This window comes from Paenibacillus sp. BAC0078, from assembly GCF_054483875.1.
On sequence record NZ_JBTLRW010000001.1, the window covers coordinates 242,719 to 259,787 of the forward strand.

14 protein-coding genes and 1 pseudogene are annotated in these 17,069 nt (G+C 50.1%); 3 read left to right on the forward strand and 12 right to left on the reverse strand.

The window, feature by feature from the left end; genetic code table 11:
- Positions 1 to 67: 67 nt before the first annotated feature.
- The 5 genes from ACX1DY_RS01070 to ACX1DY_RS01090 form a co-directional block, all read right to left on the reverse strand.
- Entirely contained in the window at positions 68 to 460 is a 393-nt protein-coding gene (locus ACX1DY_RS01070; protein WP_458962809.1) for a DUF2500 domain-containing protein, read from the reverse strand.
- Between the two features lie 212 nt (positions 461 to 672).
- Complete coding sequence (locus ACX1DY_RS01075; RefSeq protein WP_458962354.1) at positions 673 to 849, reverse strand: hypothetical protein; 177 nt, start codon at positions 847 to 849, stop codon at positions 673 to 675.
- A gap of 184 nt (positions 850 to 1,033) precedes the next feature.
- Entirely contained in the window at positions 1,034 to 1,498 is a 465-nt protein-coding gene (locus ACX1DY_RS01080; protein WP_458962355.1) for a GNAT family N-acetyltransferase, read from the reverse strand.
- Positions 1,499 to 1,527: 29 nt separating this feature from the next.
- Positions 1,528 to 2,817, reverse strand: a complete 1,290-nt coding sequence (locus ACX1DY_RS01085) for a WD40/YVTN/BNR-like repeat-containing protein (protein WP_458962356.1) — start codon at positions 2,815 to 2,817, stop codon at positions 1,528 to 1,530.
- A gap of 236 nt (positions 2,818 to 3,053) precedes the next feature.
- Positions 3,054 to 4,439 carry an amino acid permease gene (locus ACX1DY_RS01090; RefSeq protein ID WP_458962357.1) on the reverse strand — a complete coding sequence of 462 codons (1,386 nt, stop codon included), beginning with the start codon at positions 4,437 to 4,439 and terminating at the stop codon, positions 3,054 to 3,056.
- Between the two features lie 213 nt (positions 4,440 to 4,652).
- Between ACX1DY_RS01090 and ACX1DY_RS01095 the strand changes: the two genes are divergently transcribed.
- Positions 4,653 to 5,579, forward strand: coding sequence for an L-lactate dehydrogenase (locus ACX1DY_RS01095; protein ID WP_458962358.1), 927 nt, complete (start codon positions 4,653 to 4,655; stop codon positions 5,577 to 5,579).
- Positions 5,580 to 5,906: 327 nt separating this feature from the next.
- Here ACX1DY_RS01095 and ACX1DY_RS01100 read toward each other — a convergent pair.
- The 3 genes and pseudogenes from ACX1DY_RS01100 to ACX1DY_RS01110 form a co-directional block, all read right to left on the reverse strand.
- Positions 5,907 to 6,038 (reverse strand): annotated as a pseudogene (locus tag ACX1DY_RS01100) (carbohydrate ABC transporter permease); the annotation flags it as partial.
- A gap of 138 nt (positions 6,039 to 6,176) precedes the next feature.
- Positions 6,177 to 7,109, reverse strand: a complete 933-nt coding sequence (locus ACX1DY_RS01105; protein WP_458962359.1) for a tyrosine-type recombinase/integrase — start codon at positions 7,107 to 7,109, stop codon at positions 6,177 to 6,179.
- A 61-nt stretch (positions 7,110 to 7,170) separates the two neighbouring features.
- Positions 7,171 to 8,076, reverse strand: coding sequence for a LysR family transcriptional regulator (locus tag ACX1DY_RS01110; protein WP_458962360.1), 906 nt, complete (start codon positions 8,074 to 8,076; stop codon positions 7,171 to 7,173).
- Positions 8,077 to 8,201: 125 nt separating this feature from the next.
- On the opposite strand from ACX1DY_RS01110, the gene ACX1DY_RS01115 reads away from it, so the two are divergent.
- Together ACX1DY_RS01115 and ACX1DY_RS01120 are read left to right on the forward strand one after the other, a co-directional pair.
- Positions 8,202 to 9,518, forward strand: a complete 1,317-nt coding sequence (locus tag ACX1DY_RS01115; RefSeq protein ID WP_458962361.1) for an APC family permease — start codon at positions 8,202 to 8,204, stop codon at positions 9,516 to 9,518.
- Between the two features lie 192 nt (positions 9,519 to 9,710).
- Positions 9,711 to 11,015: an outer membrane protein assembly factor BamB family protein gene (locus tag ACX1DY_RS01120; protein ID WP_458962362.1), complete on the forward strand. Its 1,305-nt coding sequence runs from the start codon at positions 9,711 to 9,713 to the stop codon at positions 11,013 to 11,015.
- A 117-nt stretch (positions 11,016 to 11,132) separates the two neighbouring features.
- Here the strand turns inward: ACX1DY_RS01120 and ACX1DY_RS01125 are convergent, their stop codons facing one another.
- The 4 genes from ACX1DY_RS01125 to ACX1DY_RS01140 all read right to left on the reverse strand — a co-directional run bounded on the left by ACX1DY_RS01125 (position 11,133) and on the right by ACX1DY_RS01140 (position 17,064).
- A complete protein-coding gene (locus tag ACX1DY_RS01125) occupies positions 11,133 to 12,350 on the reverse strand; it encodes an aminotransferase class I/II-fold pyridoxal phosphate-dependent enzyme (RefSeq protein WP_458962363.1) in 1,218 nt (405 codons plus the stop codon).
- A 214-nt stretch (positions 12,351 to 12,564) separates the two neighbouring features.
- Positions 12,565 to 13,668 carry a GerAB/ArcD/ProY family transporter gene (locus ACX1DY_RS01130; protein WP_458962364.1) on the reverse strand — a complete coding sequence of 368 codons (1,104 nt, stop codon included), beginning with the start codon at positions 13,666 to 13,668 and terminating at the stop codon, positions 12,565 to 12,567.
- Between the two features lie 417 nt (positions 13,669 to 14,085).
- Positions 14,086 to 15,024, reverse strand: a complete 939-nt coding sequence (locus ACX1DY_RS01135; protein WP_458962365.1) for a ketopantoate reductase family protein — start codon at positions 15,022 to 15,024, stop codon at positions 14,086 to 14,088.
- A 270-nt stretch (positions 15,025 to 15,294) separates the two neighbouring features.
- Positions 15,295 to 17,064, reverse strand: coding sequence for an ABC transporter substrate-binding protein (locus ACX1DY_RS01140; protein WP_458962366.1), 1,770 nt, complete (start codon positions 17,062 to 17,064; stop codon positions 15,295 to 15,297).
- Positions 17,065 to 17,069: the final 5 nt, after the last annotated feature.

The window sequence follows — 17,069 nt, forward strand, 5'->3', positions numbered from 1 at the left end:
TGCTCCGTTACCCGGAATCAAGGGGATGCTACAAGCTGTTATATTCATAAGCAAGCTTACATCTGTACTATTCTGCAGTTGAATAGTGGGGCTGCCGCTGGAATCCGTGGTATCTTGTACCTTGATAAGTCAGTATCCCCCTATCCCCTTCTGCGCTCATGCCGTATTCGCTGCCTTCCACCTTGAACTCCATCCGGGCACCATTCTCCAGCTCATAGGTTAAATAATAGGTCGTGCTGGTGCGGCTGGTTGTGTTCTCTTCCTGGGACTGCTGCTGCCGCACCTCACTGCGTTTGCTGACGATGCGGGCGGGGATGGTCAGTATGGGCGAGCTGTTGTTCCGGCTCCACTGTAGCAAACCCCTGCCTGCAGATACAGCGACAATGCCAATCACCAGGGCGAGAAAGAGCGGTATTACCGTCCCTGTCAGATCAAACATCCAAGATGAATCCGGGCCCATTCCCATGACTTATTCCCCCTTATTCCCCATGTTATCCTGCTTACAGCATGGATACAGGTACTTCTGTACATGTATATGCCCCTGCTATTCCATAAAGCATTACAAAAACATTAAATCTGAGTAAGTGGCTCAGACATGTCAAAAAGGCCACAACCGTTCTCTGTAATCAGAGATCGGCTGTGGCCTTCATTAACATCCATCCGCCCTTTTGATTAGGCGTGTACGAGATCTAATAATTGCTTGGTTTCGTCATTGTCTACAGGAAGCATTCCGCTTTCCGCCCAGCATGCTCTGCATTGTTCTTCTGTTTCACAGAGGTGAGCATCATCACAGTTGTAGCACAGCTGCAGCAGGTTTCTAGTCACATAATCCGTTTCGAAAGTTTTCATTAGAATCTCTCCTATTCGGGATGAAAGTTTGTGAAAAAATGAACTTGTTCTCTATGTGTTAAATATATCACACGTTTATTTATTTGTCATGTGATTTTTTTCACACTTATAAATAAAATTTTTATAAAGATTTTTTTGTTTCATTTTTTTATAAAACTGATATCCGAACGGGATTTCTAATTAATTAATGCTGGTCCTTCGCCTTCACCTTTACAAATCTATACCCAGTGATTTCATAACCCAGTTCCTTATAAAAAACATGCGCTTCCTCCGCCCGCTTCAGTCCGCTGACGAGCCAGGTTCCCAAACAGCCGCGCTCTGAAGCCAACTGTTCTGCATATGCGATCAGTTGCCGCCCGATCCCCTGCCTGCGGACTTGCTTATCCGCAACCAACATCGAAACTTCTCCATAGCGGGTCATATCCTCTATATTCTCCCGCAGCCGGAAGCCCATAGCCCCAAGCAGCGGGAGATCTTCCTGCCCATCGGACTGCACGGCTACATATAGCTCCTCAATAGGGCTATTCTCTATAAATTCCAAGCGGCGCTCAATTTGCTCCAGCGACTGCGGTGCGCCTTTCAACTGCTCTATCAAGCGGCACAGCTCCCGGGCATCAGCCCACAGAGCCTTACGGATATGAATCTCCATAACATTAACGCCTCCTTGCTATTCAAGTTCTACATCACACGCCAGTTAATTCCGCCATTCGTAGTCTGCAGCAGGATGGATCTGCGGTCTTCTTTTTTCTCAATCAGCAGCCAGCCCACTTCACTGGAAATAAACTGCAGCTTCACAATCTCCGGATACTCCTCAAGCTTCGATTGCAGCACTCTGCTGGCCGGAAGCGCAGTCCACGTCTGCCCCTGATTGGTTGTTTTGTACAGCAGGTTCTGCTTCAAAATCCAGCCATACTGCGAATTGAAAAAGGTTGGAGCAATGTGGCGATTAATTCCCGTCTGGCTGCCCAGTCCAAACGACACGAATTTCCAGTTTTCTCCACCATTGGCTGTGAAATAACCATTGTAGGTAATGGCGCTATCTTTTTCCTTTTGGCACCCTACCGGCATCCAGCCGTTCTGATTACCCTTGTCAAAGAAAACCGGCTCGCCGGTGATCACACGGTCACAGCCCGCTAATTGGTCATTCACCAAAAATTCGGGGCCTTGACTCCAGGTTGCTGCGCCGTCTTTGGTCATGTAGATCTTCGGGAGCGCCCCGGTCTGCAGGGTTACAAAGCCATGTATACTGTCCTTGAAAATCATTCCTGTAATGACCCCGGATATCGGGATCGTATTATTCGGCAGATTGGGATTGTACTGCTCATTTTGCATCACCATATTCCAGGTCGCTCCGCCGTCAGCCGTTGCATAAAGCGCTTTGCTCTCTTTAGTGGCACTGGAATCCCAGGAGGTCATCAGCCAGCCATGAGATGGCGAGTTGAAATAGATCGATGAAATCGTGTTCGCATCGGGAAAAGAAGAAACCTTCCAGCTGCTTCCCCCATCCGTGGTCCGCAGCACAACCGTTTCCGTAAGCCCGGCGGCACTTCGCAGAATCCAGCCATTGCTAGGGTCCGTGAAGAAGATATCTTTGCCGTACACAGGGTTAGCCAAAAACTGCACATTCGTTGAAGGCGAGATGTTGGTCCACGTTCTGCCGTTGTTCTTTGTCATGTAGATGCGCAGCTCGTTTTTGGTCACACCCCAGGCCAGCCCTACTGCATCATTCAGGAGCCTGAAATCGGTCAGCCTGGTCTGGATCTGATATTTCGGGGTATTCTCATTGTCGATATTCTTGGCATCGGGTGTGATCAGTGTAATCGTCTGCCCTATTTCCGGCGCTTCCGTCGGCTGTGGGGGCTGGGAAGGCTCCGGTGGAGGAGAAGAGCAGGCCGAGAGTATAAGCAGGGTCAGGATTACCGTAAATACGGCTGCCAGAACCTTGAAGCCAGGCATTTTAGATGACAATCTTCTCTCTCCTCTTCCTTGTCTATATAAACTGAACTGTAAATCTAACAAATTGGCTATAGTCGTGACTGCGGGGAATGTTTGGACTTCCGGCCGCTGTTGTCTGCAGATTTCTTGATTGTTACCGCTCTTCGCGGTGGAAATCCGCAGACAAAGGCGGTCGCGTTCGCTCCTTCAGTTCCAAACTTCCCCTCCGCCACTTCTGCCTTCTGTAATTTTCCAGTCAGTTTATATAATTATTTTTTCTTATTCAGGTTACTGCTCTTGTAGCCGTATAATCCATAGATCACGAGTCCAACGATCAGCCAGATGATAAAGCCGGTCCAGGTCTCTTTTCCCAAATTATACATCAAATAGCCGCAGGCTGCCGCACTGAGTAATGGAATTAGTGGAACCCAGGGTACCTTAAAGCTTCTCTTCAGATTAGGATGAGTATACCGCAGCACGATCACACCAAGGGAAACGACCAGAAAAGCAAACAGTGTGCCGATGCTGGTCAGGTTAGCCAGACGGTCGAGTGGAACAAAGGCGGTAAGCAGAGCGATAATGCCGCCTACCATCCAAGTACTGCGGACTGGGGTATGCGTCTTGGCGTTTACCTTGGACAAGGTCTGTGGCAGAAGCCCATCCCGCGATATCGCGAACAGCAGACGGGACTGGCCGAACAGCAATACCAGCAGAACCGTGGTCATCCCCGCGATGGCTCCCACAGAGATCAGGCCAGCAATCATGTTCTGATTCACAAACCGCAGAGCAAATGAAACCGGATCGCTAACATTCAGGTTCTGGTAAGGAACAATACCGGTGAGCACCAGTGAGACAACGATATACAGCACAGTGCAAATTGCAAGGGAAGAGATAATCCCGATCGGCAGATCGCGCTGTGGACGCTTGACTTCTTCGGCTGCCGTAGAGAGGGCATCAAAGCCGATATAGGCAAAAAACACTGTAGCTGCGCCATTCACTACACCGTGAAAGCCAAAGGGCATAAAGGGTGTCCAGTTCTCCGGTTTTACATAGAAAATGCCGGTAACTATAAATAAAAGCACCACCGACAGCTTAATTACGACCATAATGGCATTGAAACGGGCCGTTTCCTTGACACCGCGGCTCAGCAGGAAGGAAATCAGCAAAATGATAACAATTGCGGGCAGGTTGATAAAAGTCCCTTTGTCCGCATTATACGCCCCGGACAGCGCCGTGGGCAAATGCAGCCCCAAGCCATCAAGCAAACCTTGGAAATATCCTGACCAGCCGCTGCTTACTGCCGCCGCTGCAACGCCATATTCCAGCACCAAATCCCAGCCGAGAATCCAGGCCAGCAGTTCGCCGAAGGCTACGTAGCTGTAAGCATAAGCACTGCCGGATACCGGGAGCGTGGAAGCGAATTCAGAATAGCATAGTGCGGACAGCACACAGGCAATACCGGCCAGTATGAAGGATAGGACCAGGGCCGGTCCCGCATGCTCTGCGGCGGCAACGCCTGTCATTACAAATATTCCGGTGCCGATGATTGCTCCCACACCCAATGTGGTTAGATCCAGAGCACCCAGTGTCTTGCTTAGCTTGTCCGCTTCGGCGATTGCAGGAGCAGCCAGCGGCTTTTTGCGGAATAAATCCATACTTAAGTTCTCTCCTGTCAGTAGTTATGACTTCCAATAAATAATAAAATTGTGGAAATACTAAACATTGCTGTTTCATTTGTTCCAGCTTCTTTGTTAGCATGCCCGCTTTTGGGTAATGGATTAAAGAAGCATGCTTGAAAACAATAACCTTTCCGATTATGATGGATAAGATTGGACACAGAAAATTCAAAATCAGGAGGAGATGTAGCAATGGCCCCCCCATTTAAACCAAATCGTGTAGTAGTTATCGGCACCGGTGCCGTCGGCACTACAACCGCCTATACTCTGCTGCTGCGCAGACGCATGCAAGAACTGGTCTTTATCGACGTCAATCATCAGAAAGCGCTTGGTGAAGCACTTGATATGAACCACGGCATGCCTTTTGTCGGCGGCGTGAAGCTCTGGGCCGGAACCTATGAAGATTGCCGGGAAGCGGACATTATTATTGTGACCGCCGGCGCCTCCCAGAAGACGGGTGAGACCCGGATTGATCTGCTGCGCAAGAACATTTCGATTTTCAAGGATATTATCCAGAAAATCACGAAATACAACCATCACGCCATTCTGCTGATCGCCACAAACCCGGTGGATATTCTTGCCTATGCCACACTCAAGATCAGCGGTTTCGACCGCAGACGTGTCATCGGTTCCGGTACCGTGCTTGACAGCGCAAGATTCCGTTACCTGATTGGCCGTCATAAGGAAATTGATCCGCGCAGCATTCACGGACAAATCATCGGTGAGCATGGCGACTCCGAGCTGCCGGTCTGGAGCCTGGCCAATGTTGCCGGGATTGATCTTGGGTTCGATGACGCGGAACGCAAGGAAATCTTCGAAGATACCAAGAATGCCGCTTACGAAATCATTGACGCCAAGGGTTCTACCTCCTATGCGATTGCCCTTGCGCTGGACCGCATCGTGGCTGCGATTCTGCAGAATGAAGGCGCTGTGCTGAATGTCTCCACGCTGCTTAACAATTACAATGGAGTATCAGATGTATTCCTCGGCGCTCCATGTGTCGTTGACCGCTCCGGCGTTCGCGAAGTGCTGGATCTTCCGCTGAGTGAAGATGAACAAGCGATGTTCCAGAAATCCGCAGAGAAGCTGAAGAGCGAAATCTCCAAGCTGGAGCTGTAAGCCAGGGCTGCATACCCGGACGGACTATCTCCACCACCATAACTGGGGTGCGGGATAGTCCTTTTTTAAAATATAAGAATTTTTATGTTTCATACTATAAATTATCCTTATATTTCTCGCTGAAACGGTTACCGTCCTTATAAGGACGGCGTAGCCGTTTCCACTTGACGTGCTGCGCACACCGGAAAGCAAAAAAACGCCCTTCCGGTAATGGAGAATAACCCCCACTTACTGAAAGGACGGAGCTTCTTGTATCAACAAATATAACATGAATCGTCATGTCTGCCAATGAAATTGGTCCTTGCTGTCCCTTGCATTATATTACAATTACTCTTTTACCCCGCCTAGAGTCAGACCGGTGATAAAGTACTTTTGCAGAAACGGATAGACGATCACGATTGGAACGGTTGCCACAACCGTAATCGCCGCACGAATGGATGCCGGAGTGACGATGTTGGCCTGAATATTTTTACTGCTGGCAGTAAATACGCATGAAGATAGAAAAGTGATTAGCTCCGTCAATCTGCGCCGATTACGCAGGAGTTGTATTTTAAACTTCATGCTTGCGGTCCCTTTGTTTACATAATATTAATTATGTTATTCTCTGGCGGTTGTTTCTCGTTCAGGCATGCTGATTTGCAGCCGTGACATCGCCTCTTCCTTCTCCCGGCTCGTGATATGAGTGTACACGGTCGTGGTTTGAATCGACGAGTGGCCCAGCAGCTCCTGCACTGTGCGTAAATCCGCCCCCTTACGCAGCAGCATCGTGGCGAAGGAGTGGCGTAGCTTGTGGCTGGAGTAAGGCCGGCGATGAGCGGCGGGAACTCCGCTCTGAAAACGCTCAAAGGTATCTGCTGCGATGCCCTGAATTCCGCGGATGGAGAGCCTCCGTCCCTTTTGCGAGATGAACATGGCTTCCTCTTTGCTGCGCCAAGGGTCAAGACGGTCTTTCAGTGCCTGCTCCAAAAAGGGAGCAACATCCGCAGGCACCGGCACATTGCGCCATTTGCGGCCTTTCCCGAAGACACGGAGCGAACGCCGTTCGGCGTTGTAATCGCTCAGATTCAGGGTGTGCACCTCCCCTACCCGCAGTCCCATGTAGGACATGAGCAGAAAAACAGCCAGATTGCGGCTTCGGTACTTTCCTTCTACGACGGACAAAAACCGCTGCAGGTCATTTTCATCGAGAAAAACCGGTTCACGGTTCTTTTCCGTTCTGGACTTCTTGATTCCGGCCGCAGGATTTGCAGACAGCAGTTCAAGCTCCATCAGAGCTTTGAATAAGCAGTTTACCGAAGCATGCTTCCGGTTCCGGGTTGCATCGCTTACCCCGCGTTCACGGACAGAGGTCAAATAGGAAACGACATGCAGCTTTTTGACAGTCTCCAGCTTTTTACCGTTCAGACTCGCCAGGAACTCCCGCACATCAGCAAGATAGGATTTCTGTGTGTAGGCGGTAAAACCGGCGTCCTTCATCCAGATGAGAAAGGCATCCAGCTCTTCTTCATAGTCAGGCTCCCAGTCGTTCATGACCTCCAGCTCCCCTCCGTGTTAATGACAACCTATTGTACCATAGAATAGCTTAATAGAATCAAGTGGTTAAGGCTCTCCATTCCGCCGCATGCTGCTGGACGATTGATAGAAATTCTGCAAGCGCCGGCGATTTCCACTTCTTGCTGTGGTACGCGAGTTGTGTGGCGACCCGCTGCGACTCGTCATTCCAGCTTAGGCGGGCCAGCTTGCCTTCGGCAAGCTCATTTCTGACCGTAATCAGCGGCAAAAAAGAGATGCCCAGCCCTGCCATCACACATTGCTTAATCGCCTCAATGCTCCAGAATTCCAGCTTGGGATCGGGAAAGACACCGTGGCTGTTCAAATGACGCTCGAACAATGTCCGGTAGGTGCAGCCGGTTTCGGTATGGAGAATCGTTTCGTTCTTCAGATGAAGCGGCAGCACTTCGTCCAGCTCAAGGAGAGGATGTCCCAAAGGCGCAACCAGCGTCATTGGTTCATGGATCAGCGTCTCGCTGTGCATGTCCTTATACTCGGTCTCCGGCTGAAGCAGAAAAACCAAATCCAGCTCCCCTGAGCGCACAAGCTCGGTAAGCTCCCAGCAGAGCCCCGGCTTCAGGGTAATTTGCACCTGCGGATATCTCCCGCGGAATTCTTTAATAATCCCCGGCAACCGGAAGGCTGCCAAGGATTCAGGTGCGCCAATCCTGAGCGCTCCCGACAGTTCGGTCTCCGAACGCAGTGCATCTTCAGCCATAGTATGCATTCTGGAAATTTCCTGAGCGTAGGGGAGCAGGCGGCGTCCGGCATCCGTGAGAATGATTTTTTTGCTGATGCGGTCAAACAAAGGCTGGCCCAGCTCCGCTTCGAGCGCCTGAATTTGGGCGGTAATACTTGACTGGGCGTAGTCCAGCTTCAGGGCGGCGCGTGTAAAGCTGCCTGCTTCCACCACGGCCAGAAACGTAAATAAGTGCCTTGATTCCATTGAAACATCCCCTCTACAGAGGTATCATCGGTTTTTTGAATGGATACCATTTGATATTTCTGTTTTTCCAATGGGTCTATTATCTGATACTCTATAGTTAATTACAAGGAAAGCGGGATTGTTATATGAAGGAAACGAATCATCTCAAGCGAAATATCGGCATGCCGCAGGCCATTGCCCTGTACATTGGAGCGGTGCTTGGATCTGGGGTCCTCATTGTGCCCGGTCTCGCTGCGGAAATGGCCGGTCCGGCATCGCTATTGGCCTGGGGCTTTATGACATTGCTGATTCTGCCCCTGGCCCTGTCCATGGGCCTGCTCTCCGCCAAGTATCCAAATGCCGGTGGCGTCTCCCATTTTGTTACTTTGGCTTTTGGACCTAAGGCCGGAGCGCTGGTCGGCTGGTTCTTCCTGATGTCGGTGCCGATTGGCGGACCTGTAGCCGCATTAACAGGAGCGGGCTATATGACCGCAGCCATGGGCTGGAGTGACACTGCCAGAATTGCCATGGCTGCTGCCATGCTGGGAATTGGGCTGGTTACGAACTGGATCGGCATGCAGGTAGCCGGCAAAGTGCAAATTGCCGTTGTTATCGCAATTATTGCCGTCTTGGTCTTTTCGTTTGCCGCAGCGCTGCCCCGGATGGAAAGTGCGCATTTTACACCTTTTGTCCCGCATGGATGGATGAGCATCGGTCAGGCCGCAGCGATTTTATTCTGGTGTTTTATCGGCTGGGAGGCTGTGTCCCATCTCTCTGAAGAGTTCAAAGACCCGCAGCGGGCGGCAGTCAAAGGCGTTACCATTGCCGCAATTATCGTAGGCGTGCTGTACTTCCTCTCCGCTCTCGCCACCGTTGGAACGCAAAGCTACCTCCGGGGCGGAGCAGACTCTTCTCTTGTCTGGATCATCAGCCAGCCGCTCGGCTCCTGGGGCGGATTCATTGCCGGACTTACCGGACTGTTCATCTGTACGGCGACGATTATCGCTTACACCGGAGCTGCATCGCGTGTAGCCTTTGCTCTATCCCGGCAGGGCTATGCTCCAAGGTGGATGGGCCGCTTGTCCCACCGCTTTCAGACTCCGACCGGAGCTATCGGCTTCCTGCTGTTATGTTTTGCAGCCGTACTATTTCTGTATGGCAGCGGCCTGCTCTCCATTACAACACTGATTCAGTTCCCCAATGCCACCTTCATCCTGACCTACATCGGGGGGTGCGCGGCGGGAATCCGGCTCCTGAAGGATCATCGGTTAGGCGTAATGATCAGTTGGATCTCCTTTGCAGCCACTGCTGCTGTATTTCCTTTTACCGGCTGGGCTATCGGCTATCCGCTGCTGATCACCACCCTCTTCTTCCTGATCGTCTACGCGAGACGAAGCCGCAACAATTCCCTGCTTGAGCCTGCACCTGGCGAAGCACAGGAAGCTAGTCGTAAAGCGCTGTAAAATGCGCTATTCTTAGTTCACAGCAGGCGGCAACGACCTTGGAGACAAGAGCGTTGCCGCCTGCTTCATAGCATTAAGTTAACATAATATTATTTATGTATACTACACTGTGTTTTTTTTCCTCAAAAGTGAAACTTATCTTGCATAAAGCGGGTCTAACAGAGAGATACATTTTTCAAGGAGCTGAATTTAATGACAAAACCAGTAGCGATAGCAACCACTCTTCTCTTAGCCTCCCTCCTCACCACCGGAGCCGCCTTCCACACACCTGAAGTTATACAAGCATCCGCAGCAACAGTCAGCAGCAGCGCAACTGCGGTTAGTTCCTCCAACCTAACGCCCTTATGGCAAGTGAACAAGGATGCTCAGGGATTGTATGCAGAGGGGCAGCAAACGTCACAGGGGCGGACCTTTTATACAACAAGGAACGGTCTGAATGCCGCCGATATAACAACCGGACGCACCAAATGGACTTATAAGGATGGGACGTACCCGCAGATCATTACGAACAATTCCGTGTTCTTTATTACCAACCAAGGAGAGCTTGTAAAAGTTGCTGCGGACAGCGGCAAGCTGCTCTGGAAGGTAAAGGCGGCAAAGGCTCCCATTGAAATAGGGGCGCAGGCGAGGTTGATTGATGGAGTGGTGTATTTTGCCAATGAGAGCGGCGGGATGGCGGCTTACAGCCCGGCTACAGGAAAAAGAATTTGGGCAAACCAGACCATCCCCATGTATGTGGGCAGTCTGATTGGTACATACAAAAATACATTGCTCGTATCCAGCACAGTCGATAACATCCGCTCCCAGTTCTTCGGACTTGATCCCGCTACAGGCAAGCAGCGTTGGAGAGTCGAGGGACAGTACTCTTATGCCGGCTACAGAGATGGACAGCTATGCTTGCGCGAAAGCAAATACGCTGCAGGTAAAGCTTCTGCAACTCCATCCACGCCGGAGTACTTAATGACGCTCACCAGCATAGATGTCAGATCAGGTAAAATCATTTCCCGAAACCATTACCAGCCGCTTGCGGATACCGCCACCATTTACAATACCCGCACAATTATCCAGGGCTCTTCTGTGTATTCGGTAGACGAGAATATGGAGCAGCCCGGGCCGTTTGTTACCCGGTTTACGCTGGGACAACGGGCCGAACAGAGCTACAATTCCTACGGAAGCTGGCTGGAAGGGCCTGTCGACGGGAGAATTTACTTCGAAAAAGACCGGCAGATTAGAAGCGTTAACCTCGCAGACAATGCAACTATCTTATTCAAGCACGCCGCTAGTCCAGTCATTCATCTGCAAAAAATCGGCAAAGCCGTCTACGCCGGTCATGAGAACGGAATCTTCTCTATCATGAACGCAGATACCGGCGCATTGCTTGGCACACTACAAACAAACGCCAAAGAATATGGAAGCATCTCTGTGGTAAACGGAATCGCGCTGATACCTACCGAGCACAAATTGTTTGCGGTGCCGCTACCTAAGGAGCTGAGATAACGCAGCCGTTTTGCGCTGCATAGAGAGTATTCCGTGACATCTCCAGCTACAAAAGAACACCTGGGCAGCTACAGTCGCCCAGGTGTTACATGTTTAGCCTGCCTTGTTGCGCTCGGCTTATAGCCCCCGCAAATACTCCCCGATTCTCCGCGCAGCTTCCAGCAGCCGCTCCTCGCTCTGCACCAGAGCTATGCGGACGAAGCCTTCGCCTTGCCCTCCAAATGCATCTCCCGGTATTACGGCTACCCCGGTCTTCAGCAGCAAATCACGGGCAAAGGCGCGCGATCCGCCGCCATCCCAAATACGGGTCCACTGCTGCGGCAGCGCGGCCCAGATGAACATCGTCGCCTTCGGCTCCGGCACGCTCCACCCTTCGCGGGCAAGCTCCGCCACGAATAGATCACGGCGGCGTTGATATAGAGGCGCGACCCCGCCGTGCTCCTTATCGGTCATCGCCAGCTCCAAGGCAAGCACCGCCGCCTCCTGAATCGGCTCGAACACGCCGAAGTCCATATTGCCCTTCAGCTCGCGCAGCGCTCCCAAAGCTTCGCGGTTGCCGGTCAAGAAGCCGACGCGGCAGCCGGCCATGTTGAAGCTTTTGGAGAAGGAATGAAATTCCACAGCCGTCTCTATCGCACCCGGAACCTCCAGGATGCTCAGCGGCTTATACCCATCGAAGCCCATCTCGGAATAGGCCAGATCGTGGATAATCAGCACATTCCATTTGCGGGCCAAGGCCACCAGTTTCTCGAAGAACGCCGCATCCACCGCTGTGGAAATCGGATTCCCCGGAAAGTTCAGCAGAATGAACACCGCATCCTTCCATACCTGATCCGGCACTTGATCCAGATCAGGTATAAAATCATTTTCCTGCAGCAAAGGAATATACCACGGCTGTACCCCGGCAATCGCCAGCGAGCCGGAATAAATCGGATAACCAGGGTCCGGTACAATGGCTAAATCTCCGGGATTGCAAATCGCGAGCGCCAGATGGGCAAGTCCGTCCTGGGACCCCATTAACGCGAGCACCTCTTCCTCTGCATCCACCTTGACTCCAAACCGCTTGTCCATCCAGGCAGCCGCCTGCTTACGGAAAGCCAGGCTTCCTTTGGAGGACGGATACGAATAACAATCTTCTCGCAGTACAGCCGAACTTAACGCCTCACGAATTTCAGGTCTTGGCGCACCGTCGGGACTTCCAATTCCCAAATCTATAACCGTTAAGCCCGAACCGTGGGCTTCCGCTTTCCATTCTGCCACTTCGGAGAAAATAGAGGAACCAAGCTGCGATAGCTTCTCCGCTCTCCAGCTTTTTTTGATGCTACCTTGCGTCACCGAATTTCACCCCGCCTATTTTTGATTCATTATACCATGAGCTGCCCGAATAGACGGTATAACATCTGGAATCGCCCAAAATAGCCTCATTTCAAGCTGTCCAATTACCCAATTTCACTTATAAAAATCCATCAGAACGAAAACAGCGTATAATTTATGTTATACGCTGTTTTTAGGCCTTTTCAGTTGTCTTTTTAAAAAGAGATGTTAACATTTACACCTCCTGCTTCAATCCCTTCTTTCTAATGATCAGAACTACTGAAAGCAGCACCGGCAGTAGAAAAAACAATAGGATTCCCATCCTTCCAATAATATCCCCAACGGCAAATACATCATTGATTCGTATGGGAATTAAGGCCGTGATGAAAATCACCGGCATCAGCCCGAAGATCACAGGGACAAATTTAATCTTGAACACCTGCGAGATCCCCAAAGCAGCATTAAAAAAAAAACTGCTAAAGATACAAAACATCTGCATCATCCAGATCACCAGTAGAGGAAACTCGAAACGTTCAAAAAAGAATCCGGAGATCTCAAAGCTGCGCACTAAATCAATAGTAGGCCAGGTACTCGTGATCACAGAATCTATAGACAGGCCTCCAACAACCATAACCACAGTGAGGATGTATAAGGTCATAGGTATGGCAATTCCCGTTAACATGGCTTTGACCGCATTCTCCGGATGCTGCATGAAGGCTGTGATAACCATCACCACTTCACACCCCGTAAAGACGAGTACAGTGGATTTCAGTCCCCTAATTACAGGCATGAGTCCTTCACTCAGTACAGGACGCAGATGGTTAATGTCAAATATTCTGATACTTAAGACATAACATAACATCAAGATAAAGAGGCTTATCGGGAAAACAATTTGATATGTCCTGGAGATGGAATTGATTCCTCCAAACACCAAATATGCCCCAATCCAGATAAAAGGAATGATGATTGCCCAAATGGGTGTTCCTTCGAGCAGGAAAAACATCGCAATTTCTCCCAATACGCGATTCTGAAATCCGGCACTGAGTAGAAAGTATGCAATTAAAAACAAGGATAAAAATCCTCCCAGGTACCCTCCTACGATCTGTTTGGAGTATTGATAGATGGTCTTGCCAGGAAATTGTTGGCTTAATTTCACCATGATCACAATAATCAACATTACAATAATCCCACCGAGCACTACAGACATCCATGCGTCCGGTGTCTTGACGGATTCCACCACATTTCTGGGCAAAGTGAGAATTCCCACCCCCAGTACCGAATTCGTCAAGAATAGAGATGCTTGGCTTGTTGTGATTTTATCATCAGCGCGTACAAACATTTATTTTTCCCTTTCCATCTATTCCTTGGAATAAACGTCCCTTTTCCGCGAATGTAAATCATATTCTATCCATTAAAAGTATGATCTATCCCTAATCTCTGGCAGCCAAGGATTCCCCGAGGAATCCTGCCTACTACCTGTGCATAAGATAGCGTATCAAGGGCGAAGGTGGGATCAGCATGTCTAAAAACAAGCGCGGCAAAGCACTATGGCGTACTCCGTCCCGTAGCAGAGGAACTTGTCCGATCTGCGGCAGCACACGAATCAAGCTTTTGTATTTCGGTAAAGGGCCCTCTGGCGAAAAGCTCACCGTCTGTAAAAAATGCGATGGCAAGCAAGCGGGGTGACAAGGATCATCCTGGAAGCAATTGGCGCAAAAAAGGGAATGCCGCAATCGCAGCACTCCCTTTTTTCATATTAACGGCTTTCATATACTTTTAACCGGGCGTACACCGCTTCAAGGACAGGATGAGTACCCTTTCCCGCAGTATCCAAGGCAAGGAGTGAACCGTGCAAATGGTCCGTCTCAACTGGCAGTTGTTTCTGCAGGTCCCGATGCATAGAGGAGGTCATGCTTGGCGGCGCAGATTGCATCCGCTGCAGAGTAGCCGCTTCCATGTCCTGGCCCACCGGCATTCCGGCGCTGCGGGCAAGGGCAACGATCTCATTCACAAGCTGGCTAAATATCGCACGCGATTGCGGGACGGCTAGAATAGGTCCAATCGAGCTATCCATTAATGTAGTAATTCCGCTTAAGCTGGCTACAAATATATATTTCTGCCACACTTCCTGCTGGATATTCTGGCTTAACGTAACTGTGAATCCGGCATTGCTCAGGTGGTTATACAGCAACCGAGAACGTTCTGACTCCCCGCCTGTCCACTCTCCGAACACAATGCTGTGGAACGGGCTGGATTGAATGATTGCCCCTTGTGGGTCCAGCGTAGTTTCAATGTAGCACAGACCACCCAGCACTTTTTGCTGACCAAATCTCTGCTGCAGAAGCTCGAAATGGCTGTATCCATTAAGTAAAGGAAGAATTACAGTTTGCTCACCAACATAAGGTGCAAGGTCAATCAGCAGCTGGGGCAAATGGTAGGCTTTGACCGCCAGAACTATGCAATCGAACGGCTCATCTTCCTCACCATATGTAAGTGTTTGAACCGGTGTCTGATAATCTCCATGCACGCTGTGAATGGACAGCCCCTTTGCTTCTAACTGCGCCTGTTTGGAAGCCCGGACCAGAAAAGTGACGTTCTCCCCTTTTTGAACCAGACGGCCGCCGAAATAACCTCCGATTGCTCCTGCCCCCACGATCAGAAATCGCATTATACCATGTTTCATCTGTGTTGTCATGATTGGACTCCACCTTTCTTAAGCTTATTTTGGGCAAAACAAAAAGACCTCTTAGCATCTCATCTAAAAAGGTCCGAAAGGCAAAAAAAGAGTCAAGTTTTGACCGTTCTTTTGTCTCGGTCCTTACGGATCAGAGCAAAATTATGGCGAGTTCACCTCCATGGCTTTACATTTGCAGCTATAAAATTCATTCTTCTTAGAGTACCATTCGAATGGATTCGATATAGTCTCTTTTGAGAGTATAGCAGACTTGATGGAATCTGCATACTCTCAGTGCGCCGGCTTAATCCACAGCTTGGAGATATCTAGGAAACCAAATGAGCCGGCATGCAGACCGAGCAGGCTCTGATTGAGCTGGGCTCTCTTGTTAACATGACAACCAAACAGCAGCCAGCATTGATCCCGGATGATTCCTTCCACTTTATCCAGCAGCTCAGCCCGGCCCTCTCCGGGTAATTGTGCAAAGTTCTCCAGTTCCCGGTCCAGCATAGCGTTTTGTTCAGGCTCCAGATAGGCATGTAAATAATTGGCTTCATTCTTAAAATAATTAATCAATCCCCATTGCCAATCATCCTCCAGAATTTCCTCCGCCATGATCAGATGGGCTGTGCTGATTGAGTCCTCTTCGTGGGATTGGATGTAAGTCTGCAGCTCAATATTCAGCCCTATCTCTGCTCCGCGACGCTTAAGCCAATCTGCTTCTTCCAGGTCTTTAAACACCGTGTATGCAAGAATGATGCTCTCTCCTTGATAACCACTGCTGGCCAACAGCTCGCGTGCCTCTTCCAGTGAAGGCTCCTTCCAATCTCTAAGACTGCTCTTCCAAGGCAAGAAGCTGTCTGCCGGTGTAATGCGGTTGCCGCCCAGTTCCCTTACTAGAGCTACTTGATTGTACAGGATTCGCAGCGCTTGCCGAAAAGCCAGCTTATGGTGTACTCCTTTTTTACGGAAATTAACCAGCATGTACTTGCATCCCCAAGCCGGATAGTCAATGCTGTTCGTCCCGCAGCGATCCGAAGGGAGCTTCATCCGGTCTGCGCCCGGCAGCTCGTAGTGACGCTCATTCGAGCCATAGTCCGGCACAACCCAAATATCCACGCGGTCCAGGTGCGGACGGATTCCGTAATATTGGTCAAATGCGCTGAGCACCAGCACATCTTCACTCAAATCACTGATACGGTAGGGGCCAGTCCCGATCAGCTCCGTACGGATATCCACATCATAAGGCAGAATACTCATATATATGCAACTGAACAAATGCAGGAAGAACAGATTCGGACGGCGCAGATGGAATCGGATGCAGTGCTCCCCCTCTACGCATATCTGCTCAATATCCTCATAACTCCGGATGGCCGGACTGTTCAGATCAAATAAGCGCTGGAGGGTTTCCTTTACATCCCGGGAAGTCATCACTCTGCCGTGATGGAACCGCACGCTTTTGCGCAAATAGAAGACCCACATTGTGTGATCCTCGCTGCATTCCCACGTGTGAGCCAGCCCCGGAAGAAAAGAATCGGTCGAGGCATCATAGGTAACCAGCGTGCTGCAGATTTGCCCCAGCAAATAAGCTTCAAAAGCTGTAAAAATAAAAGCCGGGTCCAGCTTCTCCAGACGGCGTCCACGCATCATGCGCAGCACATCCTGTCCCGAGGCGGTTTCCGCTTCAGTATGAAAGCCCATTTGGATATTCAGCGAGCTGAGCAGCCGTTCCTTTAACGTCTCATTGGCCTCTGTGACACGAATCAGGTCAATGGCTTCCTTAATCTTGCCTTTTTCCATCAGCTCCTGAAAACTAGCTTCAAGAGCCTCATCAATTCCCCGCAAAAAGGTCAATTCAGAAGTATGCCCTCTTCCCCGCCCTGGCTTCCACTGTATATACGCTCCCTCTTCAAGCCTGCGCAAAATAAATTTCACATTACGGGGAGTACAGCACAGAGCCGCAGATAAGCTGTCTATCGTAACGGGAATAGGCTCCTGGATTCTAAAAGGATTATTAATCGCTCTTGCCAAATCTATAAAATGTGCGGTGTTGGTATCCATTGCCG